This is a genomic window from Rhodococcus oxybenzonivorans (genome assembly GCF_003130705.1).
Classification (GTDB): domain Bacteria; phylum Actinomycetota; class Actinomycetes; order Mycobacteriales; family Mycobacteriaceae; genus Rhodococcus_F; species Rhodococcus_F oxybenzonivorans.
Window position 1 is genome coordinate 2,300,872 of record NZ_CP021354.1, and the last position, 16,307, is coordinate 2,317,178.

General features: G+C 66.0%; 14 protein-coding genes and 1 tRNA gene. 10 read left to right on the forward strand and 5 right to left on the reverse strand.

From position 1 onward, the window contains the following. Nucleotides 1-57: 57 nt before the first annotated feature. A tRNA-Arg gene (locus tag CBI38_RS11055) sits at nt 58-130 on the reverse strand. Nucleotides 131-191: 61 nt separating this feature from the next. Then, the gene (locus CBI38_RS11060; protein ID WP_109328811.1) at nt 192-566 is read right to left on the reverse strand and encodes a DUF4345 family protein; all 375 of its coding nucleotides are present in this window, start codon (nt 564-566) and stop codon (nt 192-194) included. A 101-nt stretch (nt 567-667) separates the two neighbouring features. Here CBI38_RS11060 and CBI38_RS11065 point away from each other — a divergent pair, with 101 nt between their 5' ends. The 7 genes from CBI38_RS11065 (at nt 668) to CBI38_RS11095 (ending at nt 11,658) form a co-directional block, all read left to right on the forward strand. Further along, nucleotides 668-2,698 (forward strand): bifunctional copper resistance protein CopD/cytochrome c oxidase assembly protein, encoded by a 2,031-nt coding sequence (locus CBI38_RS11065; RefSeq protein WP_109328813.1) that lies wholly within the window; start codon nt 668-670, stop codon nt 2,696-2,698. A gap of 166 nt (nt 2,699-2,864) precedes the next feature. Next, nucleotides 2,865-3,329, forward strand: a complete 465-nt coding sequence (locus tag CBI38_RS11070; RefSeq protein ID WP_109328815.1) for a single-stranded DNA-binding protein — start codon at nt 2,865-2,867, stop codon at nt 3,327-3,329. Nucleotides 3,330-3,444: 115 nt separating this feature from the next. After that, entirely contained in the window at nt 3,445-5,124 is a 1,680-nt protein-coding gene (gene ettA, locus CBI38_RS11075) for an energy-dependent translational throttle protein EttA (protein ID WP_109328817.1), read from the forward strand. A 1-nt stretch (nt 5,125) separates the two neighbouring features. Continuing rightward, nucleotides 5,126-5,551 (forward strand): acyl-CoA thioesterase, encoded by a 426-nt coding sequence (locus tag CBI38_RS11080; RefSeq protein WP_109328819.1) that lies wholly within the window; start codon nt 5,126-5,128, stop codon nt 5,549-5,551. A gap of 107 nt (nt 5,552-5,658) precedes the next feature. Next, nucleotides 5,659-10,557, forward strand: a complete 4,899-nt coding sequence (locus CBI38_RS11085) for an NAD-glutamate dehydrogenase (protein WP_109328821.1) — start codon at nt 5,659-5,661, stop codon at nt 10,555-10,557. Then, nucleotides 10,554-10,979, forward strand: a complete 426-nt coding sequence (locus CBI38_RS11090) for an acyl-CoA thioesterase (RefSeq protein ID WP_109328823.1) — start codon at nt 10,554-10,556, stop codon at nt 10,977-10,979. Before CBI38_RS11085 ends, CBI38_RS11090 begins: the two co-directional genes overlap by 4 nt. Next, nucleotides 10,972-11,658, forward strand: coding sequence for a DUF8010 domain-containing protein (locus tag CBI38_RS11095; protein ID WP_109328824.1), 687 nt, complete (start codon nt 10,972-10,974; stop codon nt 11,656-11,658). Before CBI38_RS11090 ends, CBI38_RS11095 begins: the two co-directional genes overlap by 8 nt. A gap of 4 nt (nt 11,659-11,662) precedes the next feature. Here the strand turns inward: CBI38_RS11095 and CBI38_RS11100 are convergent, their stop codons facing one another. From CBI38_RS11100 to CBI38_RS11110, 3 genes are all read right to left on the reverse strand, one after another. Next, nucleotides 11,663-12,574: an EamA family transporter gene (locus CBI38_RS11100; protein ID WP_109328826.1), complete on the reverse strand. Its 912-nt coding sequence runs from the start codon at nt 12,572-12,574 to the stop codon at nt 11,663-11,665. Continuing rightward, nucleotides 12,562-14,160: a glycoside hydrolase family 13 protein gene (locus CBI38_RS11105; RefSeq protein WP_109328828.1), complete on the reverse strand. Its 1,599-nt coding sequence runs from the start codon at nt 14,158-14,160 to the stop codon at nt 12,562-12,564. Before CBI38_RS11105 ends, CBI38_RS11100 begins: the two co-directional genes overlap by 13 nt. 67 nt (nt 14,161-14,227) lie before the next feature. Further along, the gene (locus CBI38_RS11110; RefSeq protein WP_109335001.1) at nt 14,228-14,623 is read right to left on the reverse strand and encodes a globin; all 396 of its coding nucleotides are present in this window, start codon (nt 14,621-14,623) and stop codon (nt 14,228-14,230) included. A 187-nt stretch (nt 14,624-14,810) separates the two neighbouring features. Between CBI38_RS11110 and CBI38_RS11115 the strand changes: the two genes are divergently transcribed. From CBI38_RS11115 to CBI38_RS11125, 3 genes are all read left to right on the forward strand, one after another. Continuing rightward, nucleotides 14,811-15,482, forward strand: coding sequence for an HNH endonuclease (locus CBI38_RS11115; protein WP_201453553.1), 672 nt, complete (start codon nt 14,811-14,813; stop codon nt 15,480-15,482). A gap of 76 nt (nt 15,483-15,558) precedes the next feature. After that, nucleotides 15,559-15,819 carry an aa3-type cytochrome oxidase subunit CtaJ gene (gene ctaJ, locus CBI38_RS11120; protein WP_109328832.1) on the forward strand — a complete coding sequence of 87 codons (261 nt, stop codon included), beginning with the start codon at nt 15,559-15,561 and terminating at the stop codon, nt 15,817-15,819. Next, on the forward strand, nt 15,806-16,285 hold the full coding sequence (locus CBI38_RS11125; RefSeq protein WP_109328834.1) for a DUF5130 domain-containing protein: 480 nt from the start codon (nt 15,806-15,808) through the stop codon (nt 16,283-16,285). Before ctaJ ends, CBI38_RS11125 begins: the two co-directional genes overlap by 14 nt. Nucleotides 16,286-16,307: the final 22 nt, after the last annotated feature.

Below are 16,307 nucleotides of genomic sequence, written 5' to 3' on the forward strand. Positions count from 1 at the left end.
CCCGGACGGCGGGAAACCGGATGTGTGCTTATGCGGGTGGCGCACTTGTGTCATAAGTGCCCCCGGCAGGATTCGAACCTGCGACCAAGAGATTAGAAGGCTCTTGCTCTATCCCCTGAGCTACGGAGGCGCGGTCGAAATATTACCTGTTGCCCGGACGCCGCTCGAGCACGGCTGCATTGCTCGTGTCGTCAGCTGATGGAAGCAGCCCATGCCAGCATCCCGGCCAGAACGAGCTCGACGACAAAGTAGAACCAGACGGGGTAAAAGCGCTGGGGTCGATCGACGAGCCCGGCGACGATGCGCCCCGCGGCCATTCCGGCGAGTGCCACGGCCACCACGACGGCGGCCACCGATCTGATGCCCTCGACGTCGAATGCGGCGAATCCGAGCAACGCAGCCACCGCGACGCCGAATCCGCCGTACACCGCACGAACCTCGGCGCGGGCGGTCGGCGAGTCGGCGGTCAACCCGAACGGCGCCACCAGCCGGGCAGGCATGACCAGGCCGTAGAGGCCCATCCCTGCGAAGAACAACGCCACTAGGATGATCAGAAGCGCGGCCATACTGTCTCCTCGACTCCGCGGAACGGGCTTCCGCCGACGGTAGCGGAGCATCCGCCGACCCTCGGTCTCCGACACGGCGTCGTAGGTCCTACCCTGGAGGTATGGCTACACCCCAGCTCACGGCCTCCGACTCGCCGTCCAACAGTCCGGCTCGGGCCGATTCCACGGCCCTGTTCGTCGTGGCGGGACTCATTGCCGGGCTGGTCGCTGCACTCGTCGTCGGCTTGTCTGCCGCTCAGGCCCTCGTGCTGCTTGGTATCCCGGATCCCGGACCGATCACCACCTATGGTCTGCCTGCGTTGCGGGCGGTGTCGGAGATCGCGGCCGTCGTCACCATCGGATCACTCCTGCTCGCCGCCTTCTTCGTGCCGCCGCAGAAGTCGGGGGTACTGGACGTGGACGGCTACCGTGCGGTCCGGACGGCGTCCTATGGCGCCATCGTGTGGGCGGCGTCCGCGCTGGTCCTCGTTCCACTGACACTGTCGGACACCTCCGGGCAACCGTTCGCGGAAGCGGTGAAGCCGAGCAACATGTTCGCCGCGATCGACCAGGTGGAGCTGGCCGGGGCGTGGCGCTGGACGGCGATCATCGCGGTCGTCCTCGCGATCGTGTCCCGGTTGGTGCTGCGATGGTGGTGGACGCCGATCCTGCTCGTCGCAGGCATTCTGGGGTTGATGCCGCTGGCACTGACCGGGCACTCGTCCTCCGGCGGCTCCCACGACCTGGCTACCAACAGCCTGATCCTGCACCTGGTTGCGGCATCGCTGTGGGCCGGCGGGCTCTTCGCCCTGCTCGCGCACGCCCGTCGGCGAGGCGCCCACACCGATGTCGCGGCGAGGCGTTTCTCCGCGGTGGCAACCGTGTGTTTCGCCGTGATGGCAGCCAGCGGCGTGATCAACGCCCTGGTGCGTGTGCCCATCGGCGACCTCGTCGACACCACCTACGGGCGCCTGGTGGTGGCCAAGACGGTCGCGCTCGTCCTCCTCGGCGGGTTCGGCTGGGCGCAACGCCGCCGGGCTCTGCCCGCACTGCAGAAAGACCCCTCGAACCGCGGCAACCTCATCAGGTTCGCGGGCGCGGAAGCCATTGTCTTCGCCGCGACGATCGGTCTCGCTGTCGGATTGGGTCGGACGCCCCCGCCTGCACCGACTAGAGCACCGACTCTCACCGAGGTCGAACTCGGTTACAACCTCTCCGGACCGCCGACGTTCGCCCGACTGATGTTGGACTGGCGGTTCGATCTGCTCTATGGCACCGCTGCACTGGTGCTCGCCGTCGTCTATGTACTCGGTTTGCGCAAGCTCCACCGCCGCGGCGACAGCTGGCCGCTCGGCCGGACGCTCGCTTGGATGTGCGGATGCGCGGTGCTCCTCCTGGCCACGTCGTCCGGGGTGGGGCGCTACGCGCCCGCGGTGTTCAGCGTGCACATGGGTGCGCACATGGCGCTGTCCATGCTGGCCCCGGTTCTCCTCGTTCTCGGGGCTCCGATCACTCTCGCGCTGCGAGCACTCGATCCGGCGGGCAAGGACGGTGTGCCGGGGCTACGGGAATGGATCCTGGCCGCGCTGCACAGCCGGTTCTCGCAGTTCATCACTCACCCCCTCGTCGCGGCGGCTCTGTTCGTCGGCGGTTTCTATGCGCTGTACCTCGGCGGAATCTTCGGTGCCACCGTCGACTCACACTCCGCCCACCTCTTGATGAACCTGCACTTCTTGCTCAGCGGGTACCTCTTCTACTGGGTGGCGATCGGCGTCGACCCCTCCCCGCGCCAGTTGCAGCCCGTGACGAAACTCGCGATGGTGTTCGGGTCGCTGCCGTTCCACGCCTTCTTCGGGGTCGCGCTGATGAGCATGGGCGCCGTCATGGGCGAGTGGTACTACCGTTCGCTGGGCCTCGGCTGGAACTCGGACCTGGTGGGGGACCAGAAACTGGGCGGCAGCATTGCGTGGGCCACGGGCGAAATTCCTCTCGTGCTCGTCATGATGGCGCTCCTCATCCAGTGGTCGCGCAGCGACGACCGCACCGCGCGACGCGTGGACCGGGCGGCCGACCGGGACGACGACGCGGACCTCGCCGCCCACAACGCCATGTTCGCCGAGCTCGCGAAACGCGACCGCGAGGCGGGACTCTGACCGCTAGCACGCATCCCCGACACTGCGGGCTGGTCATTCCCGGTTTTCGGTCGGTTGTCCACACCCGGCCCGTTTCTCCACAGATTCGTCGCGGGCGACGATTGCGCGGTGCCACAGAGGCAGGCTGTGTCCAATGGCAATCGCAGAACGACACAGGGGGAGCGCGATGTACGAGACACACGGCACGGTGGTTGGCACGGTTATCACTACACCGGTCACACGATCCGGATCAACCGGCGAGGAGTTTCTCGCCTTCCGGATGGCCAGCACGGTACGCCGCCGCGACTACACGACGGGGGAGTGGCGCGACGGCAGCACGCTGTACCTCACGGTCACCTGCCGGCGCCGACTGATGTCCGGCGTGGTGCACTCGCTGGCGAAAGGGGATCCGGTGATCGTCACCGGTGAACTGCGGACCAACGAATACACGACGCGAGACGGCGTCGCTCGGACCGATCTCGAGTTGAGCGCTATCGCGGTCGGACCCGATCTCGCGCGGTGCACAGTCGTCCTCAACCGGGAACCTCGGACCGTTGCACCCGTGGAAGCAACGGAAACTTCTTCCACGGAATCTGTCTCCACAGATTCGATCTCCACAGAACAGGCAGCCGCAGAGACACTCGTCGCCTGATGCCTCGCCCGGGCGCCCGCGCAGCCGGGTGCCCGGGCGAGCCGGAAAGCATCCGTTCACCTCTTCCACGATCCGCAAATGTGGGTTCGACGCCCTACACCATTAGGCTGGCCACATGGCTGAGTTCATTTACACGATGAAGAAGGTGCGCAAGGCGCACGGTGACAAGGTCATCCTCGATGACGTCACGATGAGCTTTTACCCCGGCGCCAAGATCGGTGTGGTCGGCCCGAACGGCGCGGGTAAGTCCAGCATCCTCAAGATCATGGCGGGGCTGGATCAGCCGGGCAACGGTGAGGCATTCCTGGCTCCCGGTGCCTCCGTCGGAATCCTGATGCAGGAACCCAAGCTCGACGAATCCAAGACTGTTCGCGAGAACGTCGAGGAGGGCATGGGCGAGACCATGGTCCAGCTCAAGCGGTACAACGAGATCGCCGAGCTGATGGCAACCGACTACTCCGACGAGCTGATGGAGGAGATGGGCAACCTTCAGGAAAAGCTCGACCACGCCGATGCCTGGGAGATCGACTCCCAGCTCGAGCAGGCCATGGACGCACTGCGCTGTCCGCCGCCGGAGGAGATGGTCACGCACCTCTCCGGTGGTGAGAAGCGCCGCGTCGCGCTCTGCAAACTGCTGCTCAGCAAGCCCGACCTGCTGCTGCTCGACGAGCCCACCAACCACCTCGACGCGGAGAGCGTCCTGTGGCTGGAACAGCACCTGGCGGCCTACCCCGGCGCCATCCTGGCCGTCACCCACGACCGGTACTTCCTCGACCACGTCGCACAGTGGATCTGTGAGGTCGACCGCGGCCGCCTGTACCCGTACGAGGGCAACTACTCCACCTACCTGGAGCAGAAGGCCGCCCGGCTCGAGGTCCAGGGCAAGAAGGACCAGAAGCTGCAGAAGCGCCTGAAGGAGGAGCTGGCCTGGGTCCGCTCCGGAGCGAAGGCCCGTCAGGCCAAGAACAAGGCTCGCCTCGACCGGTACGAGGAGATGGCGAACGAGGCGGAGAAGACCCGCAAGCTGGACTTCGACGAAATCCAGATTCCGGCGCCGCCGCGCCTCGGTGACGTGGTGGTCGAGGTATCGAACCTCGACAAGGGTTTCGACGGCCGTGTGCTGATCAAAGATCTGTCCTTCACACTTCCGCGGAACGGAATCGTGGGCGTCATCGGTCCCAACGGTGTCGGTAAGACCACACTGTTCAAGACCATCGTCGGTCTCGAGGAACCGGATGCCGGTGAGGTGAAGATCGGTCAGACCGTCAAGCTCAGCTACGTAGACCAGAACCGCACCGGGATCGACCCCGACAAGACGGTGTGGGAGGTCGTATCGGACGGTCTCGATCACATCGTCGTCGGCCAGACCGAAATGCCGTCCCGCGCGTACATCAGCTCATTCGGCTTCAAGGGGCATGATCAGCAGAAGCCTGCCGGTGTGCTCTCCGGTGGTGAGCGGAACCGGTTGAACCTGGCAATGACCCTCAAGCAGGGCGGCAACTTGATCCTTCTCGACGAGCCGACCAACGACCTCGACGTCGAGACGCTCGGCTCGCTGGAGAACGCGCTCGAACAGTTCCCCGGCTGCGCCGTCGTGATCTCCCACGACCGGTGGTTCCTCGACCGGACCTGCACGCACATCCTTGCGTGGGAAGGCGGCTTCGGTGACAACGAGGCTGCCTGGTACTGGTACGAGGGCAACTTCGAGGGCTACGAGGAGAACAAGGTCGAGCGCCTCGGACCCGACGCGGCACGTCCGCACCGTGTCACGCACCGCAAGCTCACCCGGGACTGACGTGGGAGAGCCGGCAGTCTTCACCTACGAAGTGCAGGTGCGGTGGGGCGACTCCGACAGACTCGGGCACGTCAACAACACCCGATTCGTCGAGTACATGCAGGAAGCGCGGATCCATTTCCTGACGACGGAATTGGCTGCTGCCGGTGCGCGTCCCGGTGCGATGGTGGTGCGCAAGATGGACGTCGAGTTCCTGCGCATCATCACCGACGACTCCGGTCCGTTGAAGGTCGACGTGACAGTGCAGCACGTGGGCACCTCGTCGTACACGATTCGGCATGTCGTCACCGACCGATCCGGGGCAGTGTGCGGGACGGGTGACGCCCTGCTGGTGGCCTTCGACGTCAAGACCGAACGCTCACGCCCGCTGTCCGACGCCGAACGTGCCGGGCTGGGGCGTTACCTCGCACCGGTCAGCACCGGCTGACCAGCGGGGTACGCGGCGGGCTGAAGTTCACCCTCCGTTCCGACCGCCGCGGGATAGTCTCGAGGAGTACTGCCCGCGGCGATCGGACGAAGAGGATGTGATCACCGATGACGGAATCGGCAGCGCTGAGGGATGCGGAGTGGGCCCGGAACCTGCCCGAGGCGCTGAGATCTCAGGTGCCGGCCCTCGCTGCCACGTACTTTCGCCATGTCGATCGTGGAGACAGTGAAAGCGCGGTCAACGGTGCCTCCGACGCCGTGCTCGCCGCCCACCTGACACTCGCGCTGCAACGCCCGCCGGAGCGAGCCGTGACCCGGGTGTATCGCCCCGGAGACGGCCACCACCTCGGCGCATCCCTGCAGATCGTCAACGACGACATGCCGTTGCTGGTCGAATCGATCACCGGGCTGCTCAACCGACTCGGTATCGGCATCAGCGAATTCGTCCACCCCATCATCTCGGTACACCGCGATCCCATCGGGGCGCTGCGCGGAATCCTGCTCGGCGACAAGGGTACTGACACCACCGAGCATCGCCTCACCGAGTCCTGGATTCACGTTCAACTCGACCCCCGCGCGGAAGCCACCGTCCTGGACAGGCTGGAGACGGAAGTCGGGAACGTCCTGTCGGATGTTCGCCAGGTGGTCCGGGACACCGACGCCATGCGGACTCTCCAGCGGAACCTGGCCGACCAACTCGAGGCGTCGGCGCCGAGGCCGGGCGCGACGAAAGAAGACTTGGAAGACTGCGCCGACCTACTTCGGTGGATGTCGCAGGGCAATTACGCGGCCCTGGGATACCGCCGATTCGAGCTGGGCGAGCCCGACTCGTCAGGACAGCGGAAACTGGAGGTCGTCCCGGGTAGCGGACTGGGACTGCTGCGGTCCGACACCGTCACCGACGGACAGTTCGGCCTGCCCCCGGCGGCGGAGATTCCGGACCGCCCGCTGCTGGTTCTGACCCAGGGGTCGTTTCCGGCCACCGTGCACCGTTCGGTGTACCCGTTCTATGTCGGGGTCAGCATTCTCGACTCGAACGGCACCATCGTGGGCGAGCACCGGTTCCTCGGTGTCTTCACGGTCACCGCACTGCACGAGAACGTCCTCGACATCCCGGTCATCGCACGCCGCGTGCGTGCAGTGATCGATCGGGCAGGCTTTCAGCTGAACTCGTACTCCGGGCAGGCCATGCTCGAGGTCATCCAATCGTTCCCGCGGGCGGAACTGTTCTCCAGCGACGCCGACACGTTGTTCGACACCGTCACGGCCGTGCACAGCATCGGGTTGCGCCGGCAGCTCCGTCTATTCGTGCGGGAGGACTTTCTGGGCAGGTTCGTCTCCTGCCTGATCTACCTTCCCCGGGACCGATACACGACGCGGGTGCGGATCGCGATGCAGAACATTCTCCTACGGGAATTGGGAGGGGGCACACTCGAGTACACCGCCCGGGTCACGGAACTCGACCTTGCGCTGTTGCACGTCACCATCCGCAGGACCGCTGAGGAGATGGGCACCAGACTGGCTCCGTCGGACGCCGATCGTGAGCGCATCCAGGCGATGCTGTCCGAGGCGAGCCGTAGCTGGGACGATCATCTCGGTGATCTCGTCGCGGTCACACCCGGGGCGGATTCGGTTCTGGTGCAACGTTATGCGGACGCTCTGCCCGAGGGATACAAGGAAGACTTCGACCCCGCGCGTGCTCTGGACGACCTGGTGCGACTCGAAGCGCTGGACGAGGGCACGATCGATCTTCATCTCTACCGTGACCCCGACGCCGTGGTCGGGCACTGGCGTCTCACCCTGTACGTCGGGGGTGAGGGGATCTCGCTGAGCAAGGTGCTCCCCGTCCTGCAGAGTCTGGGAGTCGAGGTACTCGACGAACGGCCCTATGCGGTTCCGCGGCCGGACGGCTTCAGTTGCTGGATCTATGATTTCGGGCTGTCGGTTCCGGCCGAGTTGCTGCGCGATTCGGTGGAGGACGACCTGGATGCCGAGTTGGCGGACGAGGGTGAGAGCTCGGCGCCGAAACTGCAGGAACGCTTTACTGAAGCTTTCACCGCTGTGTGGTTCGGACGTGCCGAGGCGGACCGGTTCAACGAACTGGTCCTCCGGGCCGGGTTGGCGTGGGGGCAGGCGGCAATCCTGCGTGCGTACGCGAAATACCTGCGGCAGGCCGGGTTTCCCTACAGCCAGTTTCACATCGAGGGCGTGGCACTGGCCAATCCGCGTTCGGCGTGCACCCTGGTCGAACTGTTCGAGGCCATGTTCGATCCCGAAACTCCGTCCGTCGAACGGGTGTCCGAGCTCGAGACGCGGCTGAGGCACTTCATCGACAGAGTCGTCAGCCTCGACGCGGACCGCATCCTGCGGGGTCTCTTCGGTCTGATCCAAGCCACCTTGCGTACCAATTACTTCGTCACGGACGAGGCCGGCAACCGACGTGAGTATCTGTCCGTCAAGCTCGATCCGTCGAAAATTCTCGAGTTGCCGAAGCCACGCCCGAAGTTCGAAATCTTCGTCTACTCACCGGACGTCGAGGGCGTCCATCTACGATTCGGGCCGGTAGCCCGCGGTGGTCTTCGCTGGTCGGACCGACGCGAGGATTTCCGCACCGAGATCCTGGGCTTGGCGAAGGCGCAGGCCGTGAAGAATGCCGTCATCGTGCCGGTCGGTGCGAAAGGCGGATTCGTCGTCAAGAATTCGCCGGTTCCCACGGGCGATGCGGCGCTCGACCGGATGCAGGCGCTCGAGGCCGGTCAAAACAGGTACCGCACCTTCATCTCCGGGCTGTTGGACCTCACCGACAATGTCGACCAGGCGTCGGGCAAAGTGGTACCGCCCCCCGGGGTCGTGCGCCGGGACGGTGACGACCGGTATCTGGTCGTCGCCGCAGACAAGGGCACCGCCAAGTTCTCGGACCTCGCCAATTCTGTTGCCCAGCAGTACGGATTCTGGTTGGGTGACGCCTTCGCATCCGGTGGGTCGGCGGGATACGATCACAAGGAAATGGGCATCACCGCGCGGGGTGCGTGGGAGAGCGTGAAGCGGCATTTCCGGGAAGTGGGGTTGGACACGGCGCGCGAGGACTTCACCGTCGTCGGTGTCGGGGACATGAGCGGTGACGTCTTCGGAAATGGAATGCTGCTGAGCCGGCACATTCGTCTGGTCGCGGCATTCGACCATCGCCACGTTTTCCTCGACCCCGATCCCGATGCAGCGCAGTCCTTTGCGGAGCGATCCCGCCTGTTCGCTCTGCCTCGTTCGTCGTGGGCCGACTACGACACCAGCCTGATCAGCGACGGCGGGGGCGTGTGGGACCGGACTCGCAAATCGGTTCCGATCAGCGCTCCGGCCCGCGCAGCTCTCGGGCTGGACGACACGATCACCGAACTGTCCCCGCCGGAACTTGTCCGTGCCATCCTGCGGGCACCGGTCGACCTGTTGTGGAACGGCGGCATCGGTACATACATCAAGGCCTCGGGCGAAACCAATGCGATGGTCGGAGACAAGAGCAACGACGCCGTCCGGATCGACGGCAACGAGGTCCGTGCCCGAGTCGTCGGGGAGGGTGGCAACCTCGGGGTGACCGCGCTGGGACGAATCGAATACAGCCAGAACGGTGGACGAATCAACACCGACGCCATCGACAACTCGGCAGGGGTCGACTGCTCCGACCACGAAGTGAACATCAAGATCCTGCTCGATTCCCTCGTGAACAGTGGCGCGTTGCCGTCCGAGGAGCGCAACCCGCTCCTGGCCTCGATGACCGACGAGGTCGCCGACCTCGTCCTCGCCGACAACGTCGCGCAGAACAACCTGCTCGGTGTCTCACGGACGAGTGCGGTACCGATGCTCACCGTGCACCGGCGGCAGATCGCCGACCTGGTGAAGCGGCGCGGACTCGATCGGAAGATCGAGGTGCTGCCCACCGACGCCGAGATCACGCGCCGCCGTCAGGCCGGTCAGGGTCTGACGTCGCCGGAACTCGCCACGCTCGTCGCCCATGTGAAGCTGGCGCTGAAGGATGATCTCCTCGCCACCGACCTGCCCGACAGCGACACGTTCGCGCCGCGGCTCCCGCGGTACTTCCCGCAAATACTGCGGGAGCGCTTCCGGACAGCGATCAAGGCGCACCCCCTGCGCAGGCAGATCGTGGCGACCATGCTCGCGAACGAAACCATCGACAACGGCGGCATCACCTTCGCGTACCGGTTGGCGGACGAGGCCGGAGCAAGCAGCACCGACGCCATTCGTGCCTACGCCGCAGTCACCGAAATTTTCGCCCTCCCCGATGTGTGGGCGCGCATCCGGTCCGAGCGCCTGCCGGCCGCACTCGAGGACGATCTGATTCTCGAATCGGGGCGGGTCCTCGATCGTGCGTCGCGGTGGTTCCTCACCAACCGGCCGCAGCCGCTGGCCGTGGGAGCGGAGATCGCGCGCTATTCCACCGATGTCCGGAAGATGTCCCCCAAAGTCCCACACCTGCTCAAAGGCCATCAGGTCGAGGACCTCGAAACCCGGGTACGGCCGCTGATTCTCCGCGGGGCGCCCGAGGGCATCGCCTTCGAGGTATTCCGCCTGCTCGACCTGTACTGCCTCCTCGATATCAGCGACGTGTCGGACATCGCCGAACGGGATATCGACGAGGTGGCCGAGCTGTACTACGAACTCGACGCCCACCTCGGGATCGACTGGCTGCTCAGCGCTGTCTCCACGCTGGCTCGCGGTGACCGGTGGCATTCACTGGCACGGCTGGCCTTGCGGGACGACCTCTACAGTTCGCTACGGCAGCTCACGATGGAGGTGCTCCTCGGCGGCGAGCCGGACGAGAGTCCGCGCGAGAAAATCGACGACTGGGAATCGACCAATGCCTCCCGACTCGGTCGGGCGAGGTCCGCTCTCACCGAAATTTTCGAGTCTGGGACCCTTGACCTCGCGACGCTCTCGGTGGCGGCGCGTCAGGTACGCAGCATGGTGCGAGGTGTGGGCACCCGATCGGAGGTATGACGTTGAGCGAGGGTTTTCACGCCGAGGTCGAAGTTCGGTGGTCGGACATGGACGTTTTTCAGCACATCAACCACGCTCGCATGGTCACGTTGCTGGAGGAAGCGCGGATTCCCTGGCTGTTCGAGAACGATCGTCCGACGGTCACGCTGCGCGACGGCGCCGTCGTCGCCGACCTCCACGTTCGTTATCGCGGGCAGCTTCGGCACAGCGACTCTCCACTCGACGTCCTGATGTGGGTGCAGAAGGTGCGGGCGGTCGACTTCACGATCGCGTACGAAGTGCGCCCCAAGGGGGTCGACATATCGGTGCCGGCGTCGATCGTGGCGTCGACGCAGATCGCGGCCTTCGACATCGACACGCAGCGGCTGCGCAGGCTCACCGCCGTCGAGCGCGAGTATCTGGAGAGCTGGCAACGTGCATGAGCGGACCCTGTCCATTCCGGATTCCACGGAGCGGGGTGACCTCGCCACGTTCGTCGCACGCGTCGTCCGTTTGGACGAATCCGCGGTGGTTCGCCTGCGCCAACGGGGCGCGAATCGGCTGACCGTCTGGGCGGCAACAGGATTCGATGTCCTCGCAGTGCGCACAGTCGATGGGTCCGTCTCTCCGGACGATACGTCCGCCGCCGGTGACCAGCTGCTCACGGCACTGCGATCGGTGAACGCGGGTGACATCGACCCCGGATACTCGATGGACTCGGCGTGGCGGGGCGCACTGCCGCCGGCGGAGGGTTTCGTGCACATCGACGACGTCCCGGCGCGGGTGCTGGTCGACCTCGCCCAACGCGGAGCCGCCCTGGCGCAGGAGCACGGAAGCAGTCAGGGCCCTCCCGCGTCGCTGCTCGATCAAGAGGTGCTGCAGGTGCACGGTGCCGGGCAGACGGTGGGTGTGGCCATGCGGGTGGTGTTCGCCCTCACAGCACTCGGATTCATCCCGCACGCGGGCTCGGATCGCTTGACTGCCGACATCGACCTCGCACGCATCGACGCCTCGGAGCTGGTCCGGGTCCGCGCCACCGCGTCGTGGCTGCGGGTGGATGCTCGGTTCGGGTCCGTCTACCGTCACCGCGGCGGGACGATCCCGCTGTCGGTCATCCGGTAACACCTCACGGTGTTCGGAGCGTGCTCACCGCGAGGACGGCAAGTGACGCGACCACCGCGGCCATCCCGATGCCCGCGACGAGGGTCAGTTCCTCGCCGAGTATCGCGGTACCCAGGAGCGCCGCGACGACGGGCTCGGTGAGCGTGAGCGTGGCAACCGTGGCGGGCGGGAGACGGCGCAGCCCGGCCGCGAACAGTAAGTAGGCCAGCACCGTCGGAACGAGCACCAGATAGCCGGCCGCGGCGGCCCCCGCCGCCGTGTTGAGACCGCCGGGCCAGGTCGCGATCAGAACGGGCAGCAAGAACAAGCCGCCGAACCCGAACATCTGTCCCATGGCGGCCTCGGGACCTGCCCCAGCTTCCATCAGGGACGAGCCCGCCACCGTGTAGGTGGCGTAGCCGAGGCCCGCGATCAGCGCGGGGACTGCGCCGGCGAGCATGTCGGACGAGTCGCTGTTTGCGCCGGTCCCCGTCACGATCAACGCCATTCCGGCCACCGCGATCACCGTGGACACCGCCCATAACGGGCCGGGCGGGTGTCGATGGACTGCCCATTGGAGTGCGCCGGTGAATGCGGGGCCGGAGCCGAGCGCGATCATCGTCCCGGCCGCGACCCCCGCGCTCTGCACACCACTGAAGAACCCGAGTTGGTAGGCGGCCACACCCAGTCCGCCGCACACGGCCGGCAGGTACCGACGGGCTCCGGGAGCGCAGTCGAATCCGAGGCCTCCCCGTAGCGCCGCGAAGGCGGCGAGAAGAGCCCCGGCTGCCGCTACCCGGGCAGAGCCGACTGCCAGCGGGTCGAGATCGAACCCGAGTGAACGGGAGGCGAGTGCCTGAGCGGTCCCTGTGGTTCCGAACAGGATCGAGGCGGCGACGACGGCCGCGACGGCGGGGGTGCGCGTCAGATGAGCCACGCAGCAGCGTTAGGGGGAAGCTGCCCGTCGACGAGGGGAGCGCTGCTCAGAAGTACTTCGCCCGGCGGCAGCGAGATGGGTGCATCGGTGGCGTTCAGCGCGCAGATGAGGCCACCGCCACGACGGAACGCGAAGCAGCCAGGGGGACTCCCGTACCAGTCGACGCCGGGACCGGAGAACTCCGGGCGGAGCTCGCGCAGTTCGAGCGCAGCGCGGTAGAGGGAGAGAGTGGAGGTGACGTCCTCGAGCTGCGCCTCCGCCGTGAGCGTCGACCACTCCGCGGGCATCGGAAGCCACGTCGACGCGCCGGTGGTGAACCCGAAGGGCGGTTCGGTGCCTTCCCAGGGGAGCGGGACTCGGCACCCGTCACGACCCCGCTCGGTGTGTCCGGAACGCTCCCACACCGGGTCCTGCAGGGCGTCGTCGGGAAGGTCCACGTTGGGCAACCCCAGCTCGGCGCCGTTGTAGATGAACGTGGTGCCGGGCAGCGCCAGTTCGACCAGCGCCATGGCGCGGGCGCGGGCGAGGCCGATCACACCACCGCCGTAACGGGTGACCTCCCGGTCGACGTCATGATTGGACAGCGTCCAGGTGGGCGTGGCACCCACCTGTTCGACCGCTGCCAGGGAATTCTCGATGGCCTCGCGCACGGATTCCGCCGAGAATTCGGCCTCGGCAAGGCGGAAATTGAAGCCGAGATTCAGCTCGTCGGGGCGGATGTACTCACCGAAGCGCACGTTGTCGCGCACCCAGATCTCCCCGACCGCCATGGCGCCGGGGTATTCGTTCAGGATCTTGCGTATCCCGCGGTGGATGTCATGGACGGACGGGTGGTTGAACCGCGGGTCGTCATCGGAGTTCTGTAGAAGTGCGTTGGTGTCCCAGTCGTGGTCCGGCAAGCCCTCGGGTTTGGCCATTCCGTGGGCGACGTCGATGCGGAACCCGTCGACGCCCCGATCCAGCCAGAACCGGAGCGTCTTCTCAAGGTCCTCGAACACCTCGGGGTTGTTCCAGTTCAGGTCGGGCTGTTCGGCGGCGAACAGGTGCAGATACCACTGCCCGGGCCTGCCGTCGGGCTCGGTGATCCTCGTCCATGCGGGACCACCGAAAATGCTCGGCCAGTTGTTCGGCGGTTCGGAGCCATCCGGTCCCCGGCCGTCCCGGAAAATGTAGCGGTCCCGTTCGGGGCTGTCCGGCGACGCCTGCAGGGCGGCGCGAAACCACTCGTGCTCAATGCTCGTGTGATTGGGGACCAGGTCCATCGTGACTTTGATCTGACGAGCGTGCGCGGCTTCGATCAAGTCGTCCATGGCGTCGACGTCGCCGAACAGCGGATCGATGTCGCGAGGATCGGACACGTCGTAACCGTGATCGGCCATTGGTGACCGCATCACCGGGCTCAACCAGAGGGCGTCGACACCCAGCAGTTCCAGGTATCCCAGTTTCTCCTGCACACCTCGGAGGTCGCCGACACCGTCACCGTTCGCGTCGGCGAACGAGCGCGGGTAGATCTGGTAGAAGACCGCTTCGGACCACCAGGGTGCCGGCTGCATGTCGTCGGCGGACGTTTCGGCGGGAGTACTCACAAACGCCCATCGTGCCAAAGGTTCGCGTGCACCACGAGTCGACCGGCGGAATCGACGCAGCGCCCGTTCAGAACGCGGAGTTCACCATCGACGCCGCAGCCATCTCCATGTAGTCGGTCAGGGCGCGCCGATGTGCGTCGTCCAGGGTTTCCGCATCGATGGAGGCAATCGCCGTGTGCATGCATCGCAGCCAGGCGTCGCGCTCGAGGGGGCCGATCTTGAAGGGGTGATGGCGCATCCGCAGGCGCGGGTGTCCCCGTTCGTCGGAATAGGTGTGCGGTCCACCCCAGTACTGCTCGAGAAACATCCGCATCCGGCGCTCGGCCGGACCCAGATCTTCCTCCGGGTACAGGGGCCGGACGATGTCGTCCTTGGCGACTTCCTCGTAGAACCGCGCAGTGAGCTTGCGGAACGTCTCCGCTCCGCCCACTGCCTCGTAGAAGGTCTGCTGCACGTCAGTCATGGCATCTCCCATTGTGCACGTGCCTTCGGGGAACTCGTGCCGCCGGATACCCCGGCCGTTCCCGGCAGGGCGTTTCCACGGCGGCGTCACCGTCCGTTCATCCGCCGTCCCTGCAAGTTTGTCGAAAAATGGGCGTGCACGGGCAGGCATTTCATGATGCACTTGGTGGCAATCTCTCGGAGGTCGCATGAAGAATCGACACAGCGCCCGCGCGCACCGACAACGTGTGCCCACTGATGCCCGGAGTGCCGAGGTGTCAGGGGCGTTTGCACTACAAGTGATTACCGAAGGCTCCGCGCAGCGCGCAGGGCCTTCTTTCCCGGTCGAGAACGCGGTACCCCTCTGGGTCAAGCGCCGGGTGCTGCTGCTCAATGTCACCTACGAGCCCCTCACCGCCCTCCCGGCCCGACGCGCAGTCGTACTCATGACCTGCGGAAAAGCCGACACGGTCCACGAAGACCCGCAGGCGCCGGTCGTGCACTCCGAGCAGTGGTCGGTGCAGGTACCGTCCGTGATCCGTCTCCGGAACTATGTCCGCGTGCCCTATCGCGCCCGCATCCCGATGACCCGTGCGGCACTCATGCACCGCGACCGGTTCCGCTGCGCGTACTGCGGGGCCAAAGCAGAGACCGTCGATCACGTCGTTCCCCGCAGCCGCGGTGGGGAGCACTCGTGGGAGAACTGCGTGGCCTGCTGCGCGCCGTGCAACCATCGCAAGGCGGACAAACTCCTCAGCGAACTCGGATGGACGCTGCGGGCCGCCCTGGTACCGCCCTCGGGGCCGCACTGGCGTCTGCTGGCATCCACCAAAGATCTCCATCCCTCGTGGATGCCCTACCTGGGCGAAGGCGCAGCCTGACACTCCGGTCGCTCGCTCGCGGAGAACTTCGGCCCTGACGCTTCGTCGCACACGGTTCTCGGCTACCGTTTGCCGTGTGAGCATTCTCGAGACAGTGCTGATATTCGTAGGAATCCCGGCGTTGATCACCGCTTTCTTCGCGGCGATGTCGTTCGTCGGCAAGAAGACGCCCGGTCCCGTGCCGCCTGCATTCCACCTCGGTGAGGAATGGACGCACGCACCCGTGTTGTGGAGTGCCGTCGACGAGGTGACCACCCATGGTCACCACGGGGGGCACCATTCCGCTGTGGCCGGCTCGGCAGATCTGATTGGAGGCAGGGCAAGTGGCAAGTGGTGATCTGATTCCCGCGTCCCGGGTATCCGAGGAAGATCTGCCCGTGGGCCACGTGGTGACGGCCAGTGGCCGGATCTCGGGCGTGCACCGCGCGGGTGAGCCTTTCGAGGACGACCTGCCGTTCACGACGGACGAACTCGTCCGCCTCGACGATGCTCTCACCGAAGGCACCCGGAAGACGAAGGTGCGGTTCAACGCCTACATCGGCGATCTCGGCGTCGACACCGCTGTCGGAGCGGATGCACTGTTCCCGAGCACGCCGGAGGCGGAGCGTTCCGTTCTGATCGCAGTCTCGCCGAACCAGCGGACGGTCGAGATCCGCAGCGGCGTCGCAGTGGCCGACCGAGTGACCGACCGTGTCGCCCAGCTCGGCGCCACCGCCGCCGTCGCCTCGTTCGGCGACGGCGATCTGATCGACGGACTCGTCAGCGCTATCCGCGTGATGAGTGCGGCGATCTCTTCCCCGTAACTCCGGCAGTACCGGCTTTTCA